At 62.1% G+C, this 17,521-nt stretch carries 12 protein-coding genes and 3 rRNA genes; 14 read left to right on the forward strand and 1 reads right to left on the reverse strand.

The window, feature by feature from the left end:
- The first annotated feature begins 272 nt into the window (after positions 1-272).
- The 3 genes from BM197_RS15780 (at position 273) to rrf (ending at position 5,655) form a co-directional block, all read left to right on the forward strand.
- Positions 273-1,795: ribosomal RNA gene (locus BM197_RS15780) — 16S ribosomal RNA — on the forward strand.
- Positions 1,796-2,251: 456 nt separating this feature from the next.
- Positions 2,252-5,382: ribosomal RNA gene (locus BM197_RS15785) — 23S ribosomal RNA — on the forward strand.
- Positions 5,383-5,538: 156 nt separating this feature from the next.
- A 5S ribosomal RNA gene (gene rrf / locus BM197_RS15790) occupies positions 5,539-5,655 on the forward strand.
- Together the 16S, 23S and 5S rRNA genes form the textbook arrangement of a ribosomal RNA operon.
- Positions 5,656-6,207: 552 nt before the next feature.
- Here the strand turns inward: rrf and BM197_RS16495 are convergent.
- Complete coding sequence (locus tag BM197_RS16495; protein ID WP_218151882.1) at positions 6,208-6,414, reverse strand: hypothetical protein; 207 nt, start codon at positions 6,412-6,414, stop codon at positions 6,208-6,210.
- Here BM197_RS16495 and BM197_RS15800 point away from each other — a divergent pair.
- The 11 genes from BM197_RS15800 to BM197_RS15845 all read left to right on the forward strand — a co-directional run bounded on the left by BM197_RS15800 (position 6,397) and on the right by BM197_RS15845 (position 17,390).
- Positions 6,397-7,311, forward strand: a complete 915-nt coding sequence (locus BM197_RS15800) for a hypothetical protein (protein WP_218151883.1) — start codon at positions 6,397-6,399, stop codon at positions 7,309-7,311. The two genes, BM197_RS16495 and BM197_RS15800, sit on opposite strands and share 18 nt — an antisense overlap.
- The gene (locus BM197_RS15805) at positions 7,283-8,311 is read left to right on the forward strand and encodes an HAD-IIA family hydrolase (protein ID WP_090713274.1); all 1,029 of its coding nucleotides are present in this window, start codon (positions 7,283-7,285) and stop codon (positions 8,309-8,311) included. Before BM197_RS15800 ends, BM197_RS15805 begins: the two co-directional genes overlap by 29 nt.
- Positions 8,312-8,331: 20 nt before the next feature.
- Entirely contained in the window at positions 8,332-8,490 is a 159-nt protein-coding gene (locus tag BM197_RS16405; RefSeq protein ID WP_177216866.1) for a hypothetical protein, read from the forward strand.
- Positions 8,487-9,323 (forward strand): TlyA family RNA methyltransferase, encoded by an 837-nt coding sequence (locus BM197_RS15810; RefSeq protein WP_245762586.1) that lies wholly within the window; start codon positions 8,487-8,489, stop codon positions 9,321-9,323. The genes BM197_RS16405 and BM197_RS15810 overlap by 4 nt, the downstream gene beginning before the upstream one ends.
- A gap of 5 nt (positions 9,324-9,328) precedes the next feature.
- On the forward strand, positions 9,329-10,252 hold the full coding sequence (locus BM197_RS15815) for an NAD kinase (protein ID WP_090713303.1): 924 nt from the start codon (positions 9,329-9,331) through the stop codon (positions 10,250-10,252).
- On the forward strand, positions 10,245-11,966 hold the full coding sequence (recN, locus tag BM197_RS15820) for a DNA repair protein RecN (RefSeq protein ID WP_090713276.1): 1,722 nt from the start codon (positions 10,245-10,247) through the stop codon (positions 11,964-11,966). The genes BM197_RS15815 and recN overlap by 8 nt, the downstream gene beginning before the upstream one ends.
- 9 nt (positions 11,967-11,975) lie before the next feature.
- The gene (locus BM197_RS15825) at positions 11,976-13,661 is read left to right on the forward strand and encodes a CTP synthase (protein ID WP_090713304.1); all 1,686 of its coding nucleotides are present in this window, start codon (positions 11,976-11,978) and stop codon (positions 13,659-13,661) included.
- Entirely contained in the window at positions 13,654-14,292 is a 639-nt protein-coding gene (locus BM197_RS15830; protein WP_090713278.1) for an NUDIX domain-containing protein, read from the forward strand. Before BM197_RS15825 ends, BM197_RS15830 begins: the two co-directional genes overlap by 8 nt.
- Position 14,293: 1 nt before the next feature.
- A complete protein-coding gene (gene xerD / locus BM197_RS15835) occupies positions 14,294-15,199 on the forward strand; it encodes a site-specific tyrosine recombinase XerD (protein WP_090713280.1) in 906 nt (301 codons plus the stop codon).
- Between the two features lie 782 nt (positions 15,200-15,981).
- Entirely contained in the window at positions 15,982-16,563 is a 582-nt protein-coding gene (locus tag BM197_RS15840; RefSeq protein ID WP_143095097.1) for a hypothetical protein, read from the forward strand.
- A gap of 53 nt (positions 16,564-16,616) precedes the next feature.
- Positions 16,617-17,390, forward strand: coding sequence for a PKD domain-containing protein (locus BM197_RS15845; protein ID WP_090713284.1), 774 nt, complete (start codon positions 16,617-16,619; stop codon positions 17,388-17,390).
- Positions 17,391-17,521 lie beyond the last annotated feature (131 nt).

Genomic DNA, 17,521 nt, shown 5'->3' on the forward strand with positions numbered 1-17,521 from the left:
TAGAGAAGTTGCCCTGCGGAGCAGCCCGAGAGGGTGAAAAGCAGGAGCATCCGATCCTTGAGAACTCAACAGCGTGCACAATGTCAAATGCCAAATACCCGGCAACTCAACCTTTTCTGGTTGGGTTACGGATTCCTTTGGAAAACATTTAAACAACAAAGCAAGTCAGTAATGATTTGTTCTGTCAGTTTCAAACTCGCGGTTTCTGAACCTATTCCGGTTCGTTACCGCAAATAATGTGCCGGCACTTTCGGGTGTCGTGCGATTAAACATTTACGGAGAGTTTGATCCTGGCTCAGGACGAACGCTGGCGGCGTGCTTAACACATGCAAGTCGAACGATGAAGGAGAGCTTGCTCTCTGGATTAGTGGCGAACGGGTGAGTAACACGTGAGTAACCTGCCCTTGACTCTGGGATAAGCGTTGGAAACGACGTCTAATACCGGATACGACCAGCCTCGGCATCGAGTGTTGGTGGAAAGAATTTCGGTCAAGGATGGACTCGCGGCCTATCAGGTAGTTGGTGAGGTAATGGCTCACCAAGCCTACGACGGGTAGCCGGCCTGAGAGGGTGACCGGCCACACTGGGACTGAGACACGGCCCAGACTCCTACGGGAGGCAGCAGTGGGGAATATTGCACAATGGGCGAAAGCCTGATGCAGCAACGCCGCGTGAGGGACGACGGCCTTCGGGTTGTAAACCTCTTTTAGCAGGGAAGAAGCGAAAGTGACGGTACCTGCAGAAAAAGCACCGGCTAACTACGTGCCAGCAGCCGCGGTAATACGTAGGGTGCAAGCGTTGTCCGGAATTATTGGGCGTAAAGAGCTCGTAGGCGGTTTGTCGCGTCTGCTGTGAAAACCCGAGGCTCAACCTCGGGCCTGCAGTGGGTACGGGCAGACTAGAGTGCGGTAGGGGAGATTGGAATTCCTGGTGTAGCGGTGGAATGCGCAGATATCAGGAGGAACACCGATGGCGAAGGCAGATCTCTGGGCCGTTACTGACGCTGAGGAGCGAAAGGGTGGGGAGCAAACAGGCTTAGATACCCTGGTAGTCCACCCCGTAAACGTTGGGAACTAGATGTGGGGACCATTCCACGGTCTCCGTGTCGCAGCTAACGCATTAAGTTCCCCGCCTGGGGAGTACGGCCGCAAGGCTAAAACTCAAAGGAATTGACGGGGGCCCGCACAAGCGGCGGAGCATGCGGATTAATTCGATGCAACGCGAAGAACCTTACCAAGGCTTGACATATACCGGAAACGGCGAGAGATCGTCGCCCCGCAAGGTCGGTATACAGGTGGTGCATGGTTGTCGTCAGCTCGTGTCGTGAGATGTTGGGTTAAGTCCCGCAACGAGCGCAACCCTCGTTCTATGTTGCCAGCACGTAATGGTGGGAACTCATGGGATACTGCCGGGGTCAACTCGGAGGAAGGTGGGGACGACGTCAAATCATCATGCCCCTTATGTCTTGGGCTTCACGCATGCTACAATGGCCAGTACAAAGGGCTGCAATACCGTAAGGTGGAGCGAATCCCAAAAAGCTGGTCCCAGTTCGGATTGAGGTCTGCAACTCGACCTCATGAAGTCGGAGTCGCTAGTAATCGCAGATCAGCAACGCTGCGGTGAATACGTTCCCGGGCCTTGTACACACCGCCCGTCAAGTCATGAAAGTCGGTAACACCCGACGCCGGTGGCCTAACCCTTTATTGGGAGGGAGCCGTCTAAGGTGGGATTGGTAATTAGGACTAAGTCGTAACAAGGTAGCCGTACCGGAAGGTGCGGCTGGATCACCTCCTTTCTAAGGAGCATGTGCACCCGCGTCCCTGTTTACAGGACGCAGTAGTGGTGCCAAGTCAGTTCAGGAGCAAATGTTTCCTGCTGGCGCTCATGGGTGGAACATTGACATTGATGCGGATCGGTTCGATCCGGTATGAGTACGCCCAGGCTTTGGTTTGGGAAGGAAAGCACCGGCCGGCACGGTTCGCATGTTGCACGCTGTTGGGTCCTGAGGGACCGGAACATGATCACGGAAGTGGTTGTGGACTGTACCTCTGGACCTTCTCCTGTTCAGCAGACACATCAGTGGCTGGATGGGGTGGGTACCGCCCGTACTTTGAGAACTACACAGTGGACGCGAGCATCTTAGATTTGAACATCTAATGTTCAAATCACAGAAACAATTAGCTCTGAACTTCGGTTCAGAGTTCATTGGTCAATTTTTCCGAAACGATAAATTCGATTCAAACTCATGTGATTGCAAGTTTCTAAGAGCAAACGGTGGATGCCTTGGCATCTGGAGCCGAAGAAGGACGTAGTAATCTGCGATAAGCCTCGGGGAGCTGATAAACAAGCTTCGATCCGAGGATTTCCGAATGGGGAAACCCCGCCAGGCGGCGCAAGTCGACCTGGTGACTCCCGCCTGAATATATAGGGCGGGTAGAGGGAACGTGGGGAAGTGAAACATCTCAGTACCCACAGGAAGAGAAAACAACAGTGATTCCGTCAGTAGTGGCGAGCGAAATCGGAACAGGCTAAACCGAGCATGTGTGATACCCGGCAGGGGTTGCATGTTCGGGGTTGTGGGACTTCTCAGTACTGGCTGCCGCTGGTACGGCGTTACAGAGCGTTATAGACGAACAGGATTGAAAGCCTGGTCAGAGAGGGTGCGAACCCCGTAGTCGAAATGACGTGATGGCGCGAGAAGTATCCCAAGTATCACGGGGCCCGAGAAATCCCGTGTGAATCTGTCAGGACCACCTGATAAGCCTAAATACTCCCAGATGACCGATAGCGAACAAGTACCGTGAGGGAAAGGTGAAAAGTACCCCGGGAGGGGAGTGAAATAGTACCTGAAACCGTTTGCTTACAAACCGTTGGAGCCTCCTTGTAGGGGTGACAGCGTGCCTTTTGAAGAATGAGCCTGCGAGTTAGCGATATGTGGCGAGGTTAACCCGTGTGGGGTAGCCGTAGCGAAAGCGAGTCTGAATAGGGCGATTCAGTCGCATGTCCTAGACCCGAAGCGAAGTGATCTATCCATGGCCAGGTTGAAGCGCGTGTAAGAGCGCGTGGAGGACCGAACCCACTTAGGTTGAAAACTGAGGGGATGAGCTGTGGATAGGGGTGAAAGGCCAATCAAACTTCGTGATAGCTGGTTCTCTCCGAAATGCATTTAGGTGCAGCGTTGCGTGTTTCTTACCGGAGGTAGAGCTACTGGATGGCTAATGGGCCCCAAAAGGTTACTGACGTCAGCCAAACTCCGAATGCCGGTAAGTGAGAGCGCAGCAGTGAGACGGTGGGGGATAAGCTTCATCGTCGAGAGGGAAACAACCCAGACCACCAACTAAGGTCCCCAAGCGCGTGCTAAGTGGGAAAGGATGTGGAGTTGCACAGACAACCAGGAGGTTGGCTTAGAAGCAGCCACCCTTGAAAGAGTGCGTAATAGCTCACTGGTCAAGTGATTCCGCGCCGACAATTTAACGGGGCTCAAGCACGCCACCGAAGTTGTGGCATTGACGTTTTAGGTAGGCCGCACATTTAGTGTGTTGGTCCAGCCATGTTGATGGGTAGGAGAGCGTCGTGTGGCCAGCGAAGCGGCGGTGTAAACCAGCCGTGGAGGCCACACGAGTGAGAATGCAGGCATGAGTAGCGAAAGACGGGTGAGAAACCCGTCCTCCGAAAGACCAAGGGTTCCAGGGCCAGGTTAATCCGCCCTGGGTAAGTCGGGACCTAAGGCGAGGCCGACAGGCGTAGTCGATGGACAACGGGTTGATATTCCCGTACTGACGAAGAACCGCCCAAGCTAATCCAGTAATGCTAAGTGTCTGAATCCCAGTGATTGATCCCTTCGGGGTGAGACTCTGGGCCTAGCGCACGACCCTATGCTGGTGCGGTTAGCGTATTAACAGGTGTGACGCAGGAAGGTAGTCGGTCCTGGGCGATGGTTGTCCCAGGCCAAGGTTGTAGGCCGAGAGATAGGCAAATCCGTCTCTCACACAGGCTGAGAACTTAAGGGGAGCCCGCAAGGGCAAGATCCGATGATCCTATGCTGCCAAGAAAAGCATCGACGCGAGGTTCAAGTCACCCGTACCCCAAACCGACTCAGGTGGTCAGGTAGAGAATACCAAGGAGATCGAGAGAATCGTGGTTAAGGAACTCGGCAAAATGCCCCCGTAACTTCGGGAGAAGGGGGGCCTGACACGTCAACGGATTTACTCCGGGAAGCGTGGTAGGGCCGCAGAGACCAGTGGGAAGCGACTGTTTACTAAAAACACAGGTCCGTGCCAAGTCGCAAGACGATGTATACGGACTGACGCCTGCCCGGTGCTGGAAGGTTAAGAGGAACGGTTAGCCGTAAGGCGAAGCTGAGAATTTAAGCCCCAGTAAACGGCGGTGGTAACTATAACCATCCTAAGGTAGCGAAATTCCTTGTCGGGTAAGTTCCGACCTGCACGAATGGCGTAACGACTTCCCAGCTGTCTCAACCGCGAACTCGGCGAAATTGCACTACGAGTAAAGATGCTCGTTACGCGCAGCAGGACGGAAAGACCCCGTGACCTTTACTACAGCTTGGTATTGGTGTTCGGTGTGGCTTGTGTAGGATAGGTGGGAGACTGTGAAGCCGGCACGCTAGTGTCGGTGGAGTCGTTGTTGAAATACCACTCTGGTCATATTGGATATCTAACTTCGAACCGTAATCCGGTTCAGGGACAGTGCCTGGTGGGTAGTTTAACTGGGGCGGTTGCCTCCTAAAAAGTAACGGAGGCGCCCAAAGGTTCCCTCAATCTGGTTGGCAATCAGATGTCGAGTGTAAGTGCACAAGGGAGCTTGACTGTGAGACTGACAAGTCGAGCAGGGACGAAAGTCGGGACTAGTGATCCGGCAGTGGCTTGTGGAAGCGCTGTCGCTCAACGGATAAAAGGTACCTCGGGGATAACAGGCTGATCTTGCCCAAGAGTCCATATCGACGGCATGGTTTGGCACCTCGATGTCGGCTCGTCGCATCCTGGGGCTGGAGTAGGTCCCAAGGGTTGGGCTGTTCGCCCATTAAAGCGGTACGCGAGCTGGGTTTAGAACGTCGTGAGACAGTTCGGTCCCTATCCGCTGCGCGCGCAGGAAATTTGAGAGGATCTGACCCTAGTACGAGAGGACCGGGTTGGACGAACCTCTGGTGTGTCAGTTGTTCCGCCAGGAGCACCGCTGATTAGCTACGTTCGGGATGGATAACCGCTGAAAGCATCTAAGCGGGAAGCCGGCCTCAAGATGAGATTTCCACGCCTTCGGGCGAGAGGCTCCCAGCTAGACTACTGGGTTGATAGGCCGGATGTGGAAGAGAGGACTAACGACTCTCGGAGCTGACCGGTACTAATAAGCCGATAACTTGATAATCAAACCCACCCTTGAGGTGGGAGCATGAACTTTGTATCGAAGTTTCGTGAAAAATACTGCTTGCGTCCACTATGTGGTTCTCGATGTACGGTCGAGAACCGAACACACACACTTGATGTGTTGTTCGATTCAGTTTTGACATACGTCACTAATTGTTTCGGCGGCCATAGCAAGAGGGAAACGCCCGGTCACATTCCGAACCCGGAAGCTAAGACTCTTTGCGCCGATGGTACTGCAGGGGGGACCCTGTGGGAGAGTAGGACACCGCCGGACTTAACTTAGTAAAATGGCCACCCAGTGCGGGTGGCCATTTTGCGTTTAACACGTGCAGCACTTTTCAACACAATAGGGAGTAACCAAATGTCGGATTCTGCGGACGATCAGGACAAACGTCCGAATCGCAGCTCGAACGACCGCCAGGGGAGCGCACCGAAGCGCTCACAGGGCGGATCCGGCAAGGGTTACTCGAAGGGCGGTTCGTCCGGCTCACGCGACTCGGCTCCCCGAGGTGGCGACCGGCCCCGCTCGAACGCGGGTCGCGAAGAACGTCCACGGACCGGCGATCGCCCGGCGTACGGTGACAAGCCTCGCGGCGGTGACCGCACCTACGGCGACAAGCCTCGTTCATCCGGCGCCGATCGCCCGAGGACAAGCGGCGCCCGTGGCGATAAGCCGCGTGGTGATCGTCCGTCGTATGGCGATAAGCCGCGTGGTGATCGTCCGTCGTATGGCGATAAGCCGCGCGGTGATCGTCCGTCGTATGGCGATAAGCCGCGTGGTGATCGTCCGTCGTATGGCGATAAGCCGCGTGGTGATCGTCCGCGTTCAGATCGTCCCCGTACTGATGGCTCGCGCAGCGGTCGACCACAGTCTGACCGTCCCCGCTCCGACCGCCCCGACCGCGGCGGCGAGAAGCTGTGGACCCGCGGCGGCGCCCCGGCTCGAGGCGACCGAGACGCCTTCCGTCAGGAAGAAGAAGTCACCGAAGAGCAGCGGATGCAGCGTGAGCTGCGCATGGTCCGCTCGCAGCACGACGACCCGGACATCCCGGTTTCGGTAACCGCAAACGACCTCGACCGGGTCGCGCGCAACGAGCTCAAGACGCTGACCACCGACAACGCCGAGCGGGTGGCTCGCCACCTGGCTATGGCGGCGATGCTGATCGACGACGACCCTGAGCTTGCCCACCAGCACGCTCTCTCCGCCGCCCGACGTGCGGGCCGGATCGGCGTCGTCCGCGAGACTCTCGCGATCACCGCATACGAGACAGGCGACTACGCTTTGGCGCTCCGCGAACTGCGGACCCACCGGCGCATCACCGGCTCGAACGACCAGCTTCCATTGATGGTCGACAGCGAACGTGGGGTCGGCCGCCCCGAACGTGCACTGGAACTCGGTCGCTCGGTCGACCGCGCCACTTTGTCACCTTCGGTCCGGGTTGCCTTGTCGATCGCTATGTCCGGCGCGCGGCTTGACCTCGGCCAGCCCGAGCTTGCCCTCGCCGAACTCCAGGTTCCGGAACTCGACCCTCACCGGGCCTTCGAGTGGAGCCCCGAGCTGTTCGCCGCCCAGGCGGAGGTACTCGAGGAACTCAAACGGGCCGATGAGGCATCCGTGTGGCGCAAGCGCGCCGAGGTCGCCTCAGCCGCTCTCGCCGAGCGCTCTGGAGAGTACGAAGCCGAGACGGTCGAGGTCTTCGAAATCCTCGAGGTCGACGACGAAGAAGACAGCGCCGTCGAGCCGACCGAGGCCGACGATAACCGCGGCGCTGAGCTCGACGACGACGTCCTCCTGGACGACGCGACCGACATCGACGGTGCCGGCGACGACGCGGCCGATAACGACATGATCGAAGAAGACAGCACCACCGCTGAAAGCACCACCGACGAGGAGACGCTCTATGACGCCACTGCTGGGCAGGAAAAGTAAGACTGTGACGCCGCTCGATGGCGTCGACGTTCTACTCGCCGACCTGGATGGTGTTGTGTACGCGGGTCCTGGAGCGATCCCGCACGCGATCGAAAGTCTCAATCGCGCCGCTGAGAGCATCCGTGTCGGGTACATCACCAACAATGCGTCGCGCACCGACGCATCCGTCGCCGCGCACCTGACCGAGCTCGGCCTCACCGTCGCACCGGACGAAGTCGTGACCAGCCCGCAGGCCGCAGTCCGGCTGTTGGCCGACCACGTCCCGAGCGGATCGACGGTACTCGTCGTTGGCGGCGCAGGCCTCGTCGATGAACTCGTGAAGGGCGGTTACACCGTCACCCGGTCGGCCGAAGACAGCCCGGCCGCTGTGCTGCAGGGTTTCGCGCCCGAGGTGAGCTGGACCGAACTCGCAGAAGCCGCGTACGCGCTGCACCCGCGTGAGGACGGCGTCGAGATCCCGTGGATCGCGACGAACACTGACTGGACGATTCCACAGGCCCGGGGGATAGCTCCAGGAAACGGCACCCTCGTCTCCGCTGTGCACACCGCGGTCGGACGCCTGGCAACTGTCGCCGGCAAACCCGAGACGCCGATCTTCGAAGAAGCGACCGCGAGGTTCAGCGCGAAGAAGCCCCTGTTCATCGGGGACCGGCTCGACACGGACATCGTCGGAGCCAACCGCGCCGGCATGGACTCCGTACTCGTGCTCACCGGCATCGATAAAGCCAAGCATGTGCTTGCGGCCGACAAGTACTCACGTCCCACCTTCATCCTCGACGATCTCCGCCAGCTGCACGAGGCATACCCGGCGACTCGGATGTCACGGGATGGCAACGAGGCGAGGGTCGGGACGTCCGTGGTGCGTATCGACGGGAACGATGTCGTCATCGTCCGGGACGGCGACACCCCTATCGATCTGCTGCGGGCGGCGTGCGCGGTCATCTGGGCCTCCGGCCGGGCGATTTACGGCTTCAACGTGCCCGAGCGGCTGTATTCCTGAACGCCCGGTAACCTAGGAACGTGAGCGAAGAGATGCACGAAGCAGGCGACGCGCTGGTTTCTCAGCTGCGTCTGGTCGAAGACCAGCCGCTCGACGAACGCGCCCGGGCATACGTGCAACTGCACGAAGAACTCCGCGCCAAACTCGAAGGCGGCGACGCGGCATCGTCGCGGTCGTGAGCGCCGCTGTGCCAGACGCTGACCAGCGCCTTGACGCCGCACTCGTCGCCCGCGGCCTGGCGCGCTCGCGTACCCTCGCCGCCCGGGTGATCGCCGACGGTCTCGTCACGGTCGACGGTCGGGCGATCGTCAAACCGGCAACGAAGGTCCGCGAGAACCAGGTTCTCGTCGTCGCCGGGGCAGACCACTACGTCAGCCGCGGCGCCCACAAACTCCTCGCCGCGCTCGACGCGTTCCCGGTCGACCCGGCAGGCAGGGTCGCGCTCGACGCCGGCGCATCCACCGGAGGCTTTACCCAGGTTCTGCTCGAACGCGGCGCCAGAACGGTCATCGCGCTCGACGTCGGCCACGGCCAGCTCTCGCCGGAGATCTCGCGCGACAAACGAGTCGCTGTCGTCGAGGGGTTCAATGTTCGCGACCTGACGCCGGAGAGCCTCGCCGGAGCATCCGGCGTCTCGGAATCGCCCGATCTCGTCGTTGGCGACCTCTCTTTCATCTCGCTCACCCACGTGCTCGAGGCGCTTTCGCGATCGGTGCAGCCGGGAAGCGACTTCGTGCTGCTCATCAAACCTCAGTTCGAGGTGGGCCGTGGCGGCATCCGTGAAGGAATCGTTCGCGACGCGGCCCTCCGCGCCGACGCCATCGCCACCGTTCTCTGGCATGCCTGGGATCTGGGTCTCGGCACGGCGGGGCTGATTCCGTCGCCGATCGTCGGTGGCCACGGAAACCATGAATACGTTGTGTGGTTGCGCGTCGCGGGCGATCTGCCCGGCGGTGTCGCCGCCAATCCGACAGAATGGCTAGATCGAATCACCGAGATGGCTGGAGCGTGACCGGAATGAGCTCAGAAGCTCGCAACATCCTCGTGGTGTCGCACACCGGACGCGCCGACTCCCTCGACGCCGCCGTGCAGGTGGTGGCCCAGCTTCTTGAGGCCGGCGCCGTCCCGGTGGTACAGCGCGATGAGCGCGATGAGATCGGCGCCAGCGCCAACGGCCTCGCGTCCGAGAGCCTGGCTGTCCTGCACGAGGATGTCGCCCCCGCCGACCTCGAGCTTGTGATCGTGCTCGGCGGCGACGGCACAATACTTCGTGCCGCCGAGATCGTGCGCGGATTCTCCGCCCCCATCCTCGGCGTCAACCTGGGCCATGTCGGATTCCTCGCCGAGAGCGAGCGCGATGACCTCGCCGCCGCCGTTCACCGTGTCATCGCCCGCGACTACCTCGTCGAAGAGCGGATGACGCTCTCCGTGCGAGTCAAACGCGGCACCGACGTGGTCTATGAAACCTGGGCGCTCAATGAAGCAACCGTTGAGAAGGCAAGCCGCGAACGGATGCTCGAGGTCGTCATCGAGGTCGACGCCCGCCCTCTGTCCACCTTCGGCTGCGACGGAGTGGTCGTGTCGACACCGACCGGCTCGACTGCCTATGCATTCTCCGCCGGCGGCCCGGTGATCTGGCCGAGCGTCGAAGCGATCACGCTCGTTCCCCTCAGCGCCCACGCACTCTTCGCCCGCCCGATCGTCGTCGGGCCGGACTCGTCGCTCGCGGTCGAGGTCCTCAAGCGCACCGACGCGCTGGGTGTGCTCTGGTGCGACGGCCGCCGCACCCACGATCTCGAACCCGGTGCCCGTGTCGTGGTCCGGCGTTCCTCCGTACCGGTGCGGCTCGCCCGACTGCATGAGAGCCCGTTCACCGACCGGCTGGTGAACAAGTTCCACCTGCCCGTCTCCGGGTGGAGGGGGCCTGCCGCCCGTGATTGAGGAGATCGGCATCCGTGACCTGGGTGTCATTGCTGAGGCCACCCTCCCGCTCGGCCCGGGATTCACCGCCATCACCGGCGAGACCGGTGCAGGCAAGACGATGGTCGTCACTGCCCTCGGCCTGCTGCTCGGTGGTCGTGCCGACTCAGGCGTCATCCGGCAGGGGAACGAATCGACGAGCGTCGACGGGCGATGGATCGTTCCGGCTGACGGCATCGTCGCCGAGCGTGTTCGGGAGGCCGGCGGAGACGTCGATCCGTTCGGCGATGACGCGGAACTGACCCTCGGGCGTTCCGTCCTCGCCTCCGGCCGCAGCCGCGCTCAGGTCGGCGGTCGCAGCGCCCCGGTCGGGGTGCTGACGGAACTCGGCGAACAGCTCGTCGTCGTGCACGGGCAGTCCGACCAGGTTCGACTCCGCTCCCAGGCAGCGCAGCGCGATGCCCTCGACCGATTCGCGGGGGAAGACCTGGCCGCGCTGCTCAGCGAATACCGCGCGGCGTTCAACCGGTACCTCGCCAACACCGCCGAACGTGACACCCTCATCGAAGAGCGCGACCGCCGTGCTGCCGAAGCAGACGACCTCCGCCTCAGCATCGCCGAGATCGACGCGGTCGCCCCTCAGCCCGGTGAAGACGACGAACTCGCCGTCAGGGCCGAGCGCCTCACGAACGTCGAAGATCTCCGCATGGCTGCGAGTTTCGCCCGGGAGGCGCTCTCGGCCGAGGAATCGGACGCCCCGGATGTCGTCACCCTGTTGGATGCCGCTCGCCGGCAGCTCGAACGGGTCGCGCCCCACGATGCCGAACTGGGCACGCTGGGGGAGCAGATCGCGAGTACGAGCTACGCGATCTCTGAGATCGCGCTCGAACTCTCGAGCTACCTTGCTGGGCTCGACACCGACGGTGCGCGCGAACTGGAGATCATCCAGGAGCGACGCTCCGAACTCGGAGTGCTCCTGCGGAAGTACGGTCCGGGCATCGACGAGGTGCTCGCCACCCACGAGACCGGAAACGCCCGCCTGCTCGAACTCGACGGCGACTCCGACCGGATCGAGGACCTGACGCGGATCGTCGACGAAGACTCCGCGCTTGTGGACGATCTCGCCGGCCGCATCTCCGAAACCCGTCGTGCGGCGGCCGCCCGGCTCGGCGAAGCGGTCTCCGATGAACTCACCGCGCTGGCCATGCCCGATGCCATCGTCGTCATCGAGGTAACCGACCAGCCCGAACTCAGCCAGCACGGCCGCGACTCCGTCGTTTTCCTGCTGCAGCCTCACCCGGGTGCGGAACCCCGCCCGATCTCCAAGGGGGCGTCTGGCGGTGAACTGTCTCGGGTGATGCTCGCCATCGAGGTCGTCATCGCGGGGCGTGACCCCGTGCCGACGTTCGTCTTCGACGAGGTCGACGCCGGCGTCGGGGGGTCGGCAGCGATCGAGATCGGCAGACGGCTGGCCCGGCTCGCCGAATCGGCGCAGGTCATCGTCGTCACCCACCTGGCACAGGTCGCCGCGTTCGCCACCAACCATCTCGCTGTGGTGAAATCCAGTGACGGCACGGTGACGGCATCCAGTGTGCGTCAACTGGCGGGTCCTGAACGTGTTGCCGAGATGGCGCGACTGCTCTCAGGGCTCGCTGACAGCGACTCGGGACTGGCCCACGCCGAAGAGCTGCTGTCGCTCGCGCGGGCGGACCGCTCTTCTGAGGTGATAGTATAAAAGCCCGTGGTGAACATTACTGACGCGGACATTTCGAACGACACGACCAAACACATTTTTGTGACCGGTGGTGTCGTTTCTTCTTTGGGCAAGGGACTCACGGCGGCAAGCCTGGGTAACCTCCTCACGGCTCGGGGACTGCGTGTTGTCATGCAGAAACTGGACCCATACCTCAACGTCGATCCTGGGACGATGAACCCCTTCCAGCACGGCGAAGTCTTCGTCACCGACGATGGCACCGAGACCGACCTCGACATCGGTCACTACGAGCGGTTCCTCGACATCAACCTGAGCCAGGCGGCGAACGTCACCACCGGCCAGATCTACTCGACCGTCATCGCGCGGGAACGCCGCGGCGAATACCTCGGCGACACCGTGCAGGTCATCCCGCACATCACCGACGAGATCAAGCGCCGGATGCGGTTGCAGGCCACGAACGACCCGAAGCCCGACGTGATCATCACGGAGGTCGGCGGAACCGTCGGCGACATCGAGTCGCAGCCGTTCCTCGAAGCCGCCCGCCAGGTGCGCCACGAACTCGGTCGTAAGAACGTCTTCTTCGTTCACGTTTCGCTCGTGCCGTTCATGAATGCGTCAGGCGAGCAGAAGACCAAGCCGACCCAGCACTCCGTCGCTGCCCTCCGTGCGATCGGTATCCAGCCGGATGCCCTCGTGCTGCGCAGCGACCGCCCTGTCTCCGAGGGCAACAAGCGCAAGATCGCGCTCATGTGCGACGTTGACGAGGCCGCAGTCGTCAACTGTGTCGACGTGCCCAGCATCTACGACATCCCAAGCGTGCTCCACGATCAGGGTCTCGACGCCTACATCATCGACCTGCTCGGCCTCACTGCCGACGATGTCGACTGGGCCGCCTGGTCGCCGGTGCTCAAGGCCGTTCACGAACCCAAGCACGAGCTCACCATCGGGCTGGTCGGCAAGTACATCGACCTTCCGGATGCCTACCTCTCGGTCACCGAGGCGCTGAAGGCCGGCGGTTTCGCCCACGAGTCGAAGGTCAAGCTGAAGTGGATCGCCTCCGACGAGTGCGAGACGCCTGAAGGCGCTGCCAAGGCTCTCGGCGACCTCGACGGTATCTGTATTCCAGGCGGTTTCGGCATCCGGGGAATTGAAGGCAAGGTCGGCGCGCTGCGGTTCGCCCGCGACAACAAGATCCCCACCCTTGGCCTGTGCCTTGGCCTGCAGTGCATGGTCATCGAGTACGCACGGAACGAAGCGGGCCTCGATGGGGCGAGCTCATCCGAGTTCGACCCGGACACCGAATTCCCGGTCGTGGCGACGATGGCCGAGCAGGTCGAGATCATCGCCGGGGGAGACCTCGGTGGAACGATGCGCCTTGGCCTGTACCCGGCGAAGCTGGCCGATGGGTCGATCACCGCTGAGCTGTACGGTTCGAGAGAGATCTCCGAGCGTCACCGCCACCGTTACGAGGTCAACAACAAGTACCGCGACCAGATCGCCGAAGCCGGCCTCGTCTTCTCGGGTACGAGCCCGGACGGACAGCTTGTCGAATTCGTCGAGCTCGACCGCGCAGAGCACCCGTTCTACGTCGGCACCCAGGCGCACCCGGAACTGCGGTCGCGTCCGAACAACGCGCACCCGCTGTTCCGTGGCCTCATCGGTGCTGCGCTCGAGCGCAAGCAGGCCAGCCTGCTGTTCGACGTGAGCAATGACTGAGGCTCCCCTCGAAGACACCGTCGTCGACGTCGAGGTCCGCTCGAGTGAGCGAGTCTTCGACGGCATGGTGTGGGGTGTCCGTCGTGATGTCTTCGACTACAACGGCGAGGACATCACGCGCGAGTACCTGGACCACACCGGTGCGGTCGCCATCTTCGCGCTCGACGACGACGGGCGGGTGCTGCTGATCAAGCAGTACCGGCATCCGGTGAGCATGCGCGAATGGGAGATCCCGGCCGGGCTTCTCGACATCGTCGACGAAGACCCGCTCGTCGCGGCGAAGCGTGAGCTCGCCGAGGAAGCCGACATCCAGGCGGCCGACTGGGCGGTGCTCTCCGAGTTCTACACGAGCCCGGGCGGCAGCGACGAAGCCATCCGGATCTACCTGGCCAGGGGGCTCTCAGCCGCGGACGGGGTTTTCGATCGTACGCACGAAGAGGCCGACATGGAGTTGCGGTGGGTTCCGTTCGACGATCTCGTGGACGCGGTGCTGGAGCGCAAGCTGCAGAACCCGTCTCTCGTCGTCGCAACACTCGCTGCTTTTGCCGGTCGCCAGCGCGACTGGGCGACGCTTGCGCCTGCGGACTCGCCGTGGCCGCGGCATCCGAAACTCAGGTCCTCAGGCGACTGAGATGCCGCTCGCGCGTGACCTCGACCTGTACCTGCGGCATGTGTCGATCGAGCGCGGCCTCGCCACGAATACGGTGGCCGCGTACCGGCGTGACCTCGGTGGCTACATCGAGTGGCTCGGTGCGCAAGGTGTCAGCGAGGCCTCTGAGGTGTCGAAACAGCAGGTGTCGGAGTACGTGCGGGAGCTCGGCACCCGTGAGGAGACGCCGCTGACGGCGTCGTCGCTCGCGCGGGTGCTGTCGTCGGTGCGGGGCTGGCACCGGTTTTTGCTCGAGGAGGGGCGGCTCGAAACCGACGTCGCCCGTGAGGTGAAACCGCCGAAACTGGCCAGCCGCCTGCCGAAGGCGCTGAGCGTCGACCAGGTGACAGCGCTGCTGGATGCCGTGTCTGGCGACGATGTGCAGGCGCTGCGTGACCGGGCGCTCCTCGAGCTCCTGTACGCCACCGGTGCGCGGGTGAGTGAGGCGGTGTCGCTCAATGTGGACGATGTGTTCGATGAGGACATCGTCCGGCTCCGCGGCAAGGGCAACAAGGAACGGATCGTGCCGCTCGGCCGTTTCGCCCGCGATGCGCTCGACGCGTACCTCGTGCGTGCGCGACCGGTGTTCTCGGTGCGTGGGGCTGCGACTCCGGCGCTGTTCGTCGGCATCCGTGGTCAGCGGGTGTCGCGGCAGAACGCCTGGCTGATCATTCGTGCTGCAGCCGAAAGGGCGGACCTGGTAGCCCATGTGTCGCCGCACACGCTGAGGCACTCGTTCGCGACGCACTTGCTGCAGGGCGGAGCTGATGTGCGTGTGGTGCAGGAGCTGCTCGGGCATTCCTCGGTTGCGACGACGCAGATCTACACGATGGTTACAGCAGACACCCTCCGCGACATGTACACGACCGCGCACCCGCGGGCGCGGTAGTTCGCTTCGGTTGCGCATAACTCCGCCAGATCGGGTTCGCCTCGTGACTGAACCCGTGTAGAGCGGCGGTTTGGTGCGGCGTCCGGGCCGTGTCGGCTCCCGATTGGCTGAATTGTGCGCAGCTCAAGCACGAACCCACGGGCGAGTTCGGCCACGCGCCGGCGAGGTCCGTCGGTTCGATCGTGGTCTCTGCCCCCCATCGGTTCGTAACTCCGCCAGATCGGGTTCGCCTCGCGACTGAACCCGTGCAGAACGGCGGTTCGGTGCGGCGTCCGGGTCTTGTCGGCGCCGGATTTGGCTGAGTTACGCACCTCAAGCACGAACCCACGGGCGAGTTCGGCCGCGCCGGCGAGGACCGTCGGTTCGATCGTGGTTTCTGCCCCCGGTCGGTTCGTAACTCCGCCAGATCGGGTTCGGACTGCCACCGGACCCGTGCAGAACGGCGGTTCGGTGCGGCGTCCGGGCCGTGTCGGCTCCCGATTGGCTGAGTTGTGCGCACCTCAGGCTGGAGGCAACGCTTCGGACACGCGCCGGCACGATCCGTCCGTCGATCGTGGTCTCTACCCCCGGTCGGTACATAACTCCGCCAGAATCTGGTTCGGCTCGCGGCTGAACCCCGGGTACAACGGCAGTTTGCAGCGGAGTCCGGACCTGGTTAGCTCCGGATTGGCTGAGTTGTGCGCACCTCCGGCCGAACCCACGGGCGAGTTCGGGTGCGGGACCTCACGCTCAGGTTGTGGATAACCTTCCCGCTGCATCGGCGACTGCTCTAGCCTGTCCGCATGGCCAAGAACCGGTCGACGACGACCCCTCGGATGCTGCGCAGCATCGTCGGAATTTTTGGTTGCCTGCTCGGCTCCGTCATGCTGGGCGGCTGCACGCCAGCCCCGCCGGCGACACCGACTCCCACCTCGACGGCGATTTTCGCGTCGGAGGACGAGGCACTCGCTGCGGCGACGGACGTTTTCACCGCTTACTTAGCTGCATACGATTCCGCCATGGCGGATGGCGGGAGGGATTTGGCAACGGTTCGTGAATACGTCAGTGACGATTACTTTGCTGAGGTCAGCGAGCCCGGCACGATCGTAACCAATGGCTGGCATACATCGGGTGTCTCCACGTTTGAGGTAAAAGAAGTCCCGCACTTCGACGCATCCAACAACTCAGCGAATATCCACCTCAACATCTGTCGCGACATCACGGGGATCCGCGTTCTTGACATGAACGACCACGATGTCACGCCGCCTGACAGGGAGATGCGCGTACCCCTCGCCGTTTCGTTTGCTGTTGCCACCGACGACGAGTGGAACGGCGCGCTAAGAATTGTGGATGTGGAGTCATGGCTAGACGCCGACGCCTGCTGATTGGTTCCCTGGCCTTCTCGCTTCTTACTGGGTTGATCGCAGCCGATCCTGTAATGGCCGCAAGTAGCTGTTTAGGTCAAGACCAAATTGATGGGTTCTGTTCATCGGGAACCCTCGACGGCGGCGAAGCCGTCATCCGCGGAGACGGCCGCATCGATGGCGGCAACAACGGCGGCAACAGCAACGGCGGAAACAACAACAACGGCGGCAACCGCGAACCTGACGCATACGAACAGGACCGCATCGACGCCGAAGCCAGGGGAGGAGTCGATGGTCCCGGCTCACCCGGCGGCGCCCTGTTCCCGTTCGAAGCCGAGTGCTTCCCGGGCACGTGCCTGTTCGATGACATCACCATCAGTGACCTGGCCAGCTTCCGGCCGACCGCTCCAACGCTCGAAATGGAACCTGACGGCTGGATGCTCATCGGGCTTCCAGCGAACTTCATCGCGAAGACAAGTACCCACGTCGTGTCCGGCACACTCTTCGACCACCCCCTCGATGTGCGGTTCACCCCGGCCAGCTACGCGTGGTCGTGGGGTGACGGATCGACGTCGCGGTCGAGCGTGCCCGGGGCGTCCTGGGCGTCACTCGGACTGCCGGAGTTCTCGCCGACCGCCACCAGCCACGTCTATGACACGAAGGGCGTCTACCAAATCTCCGTCACCGTCTGGTACACCGTCGAGTTCAGCGTCGACTCGCTGCCGTGGCGGAGCATCAGCGGCACCTTGCCCGGCCCGGCGACGATCGTCGCAGCGGTAGCCGGAAGCGCGAAAACGGTGCTCGTGGAGCGTCAGTGCACGGAAAACCCGCACGGTCCTGGTTGTTAGCGCGGATGCTTCCGCCCGCGTGGGCGCGCCCCATATGCCAAGCGCCCCGATAGAATCGAGAGCTAAGCACGGGCGAGGGACGCGACGGGAGTGAGGACGAACCAGGTGGCCACAAAAAATGAAGAGCTCTT

The organism is Mycetocola miduiensis (assembly GCF_900115155.1).
Taxonomy (GTDB): domain Bacteria; phylum Actinomycetota; class Actinomycetes; order Actinomycetales; family Microbacteriaceae; genus Mycetocola_A; species Mycetocola_A miduiensis.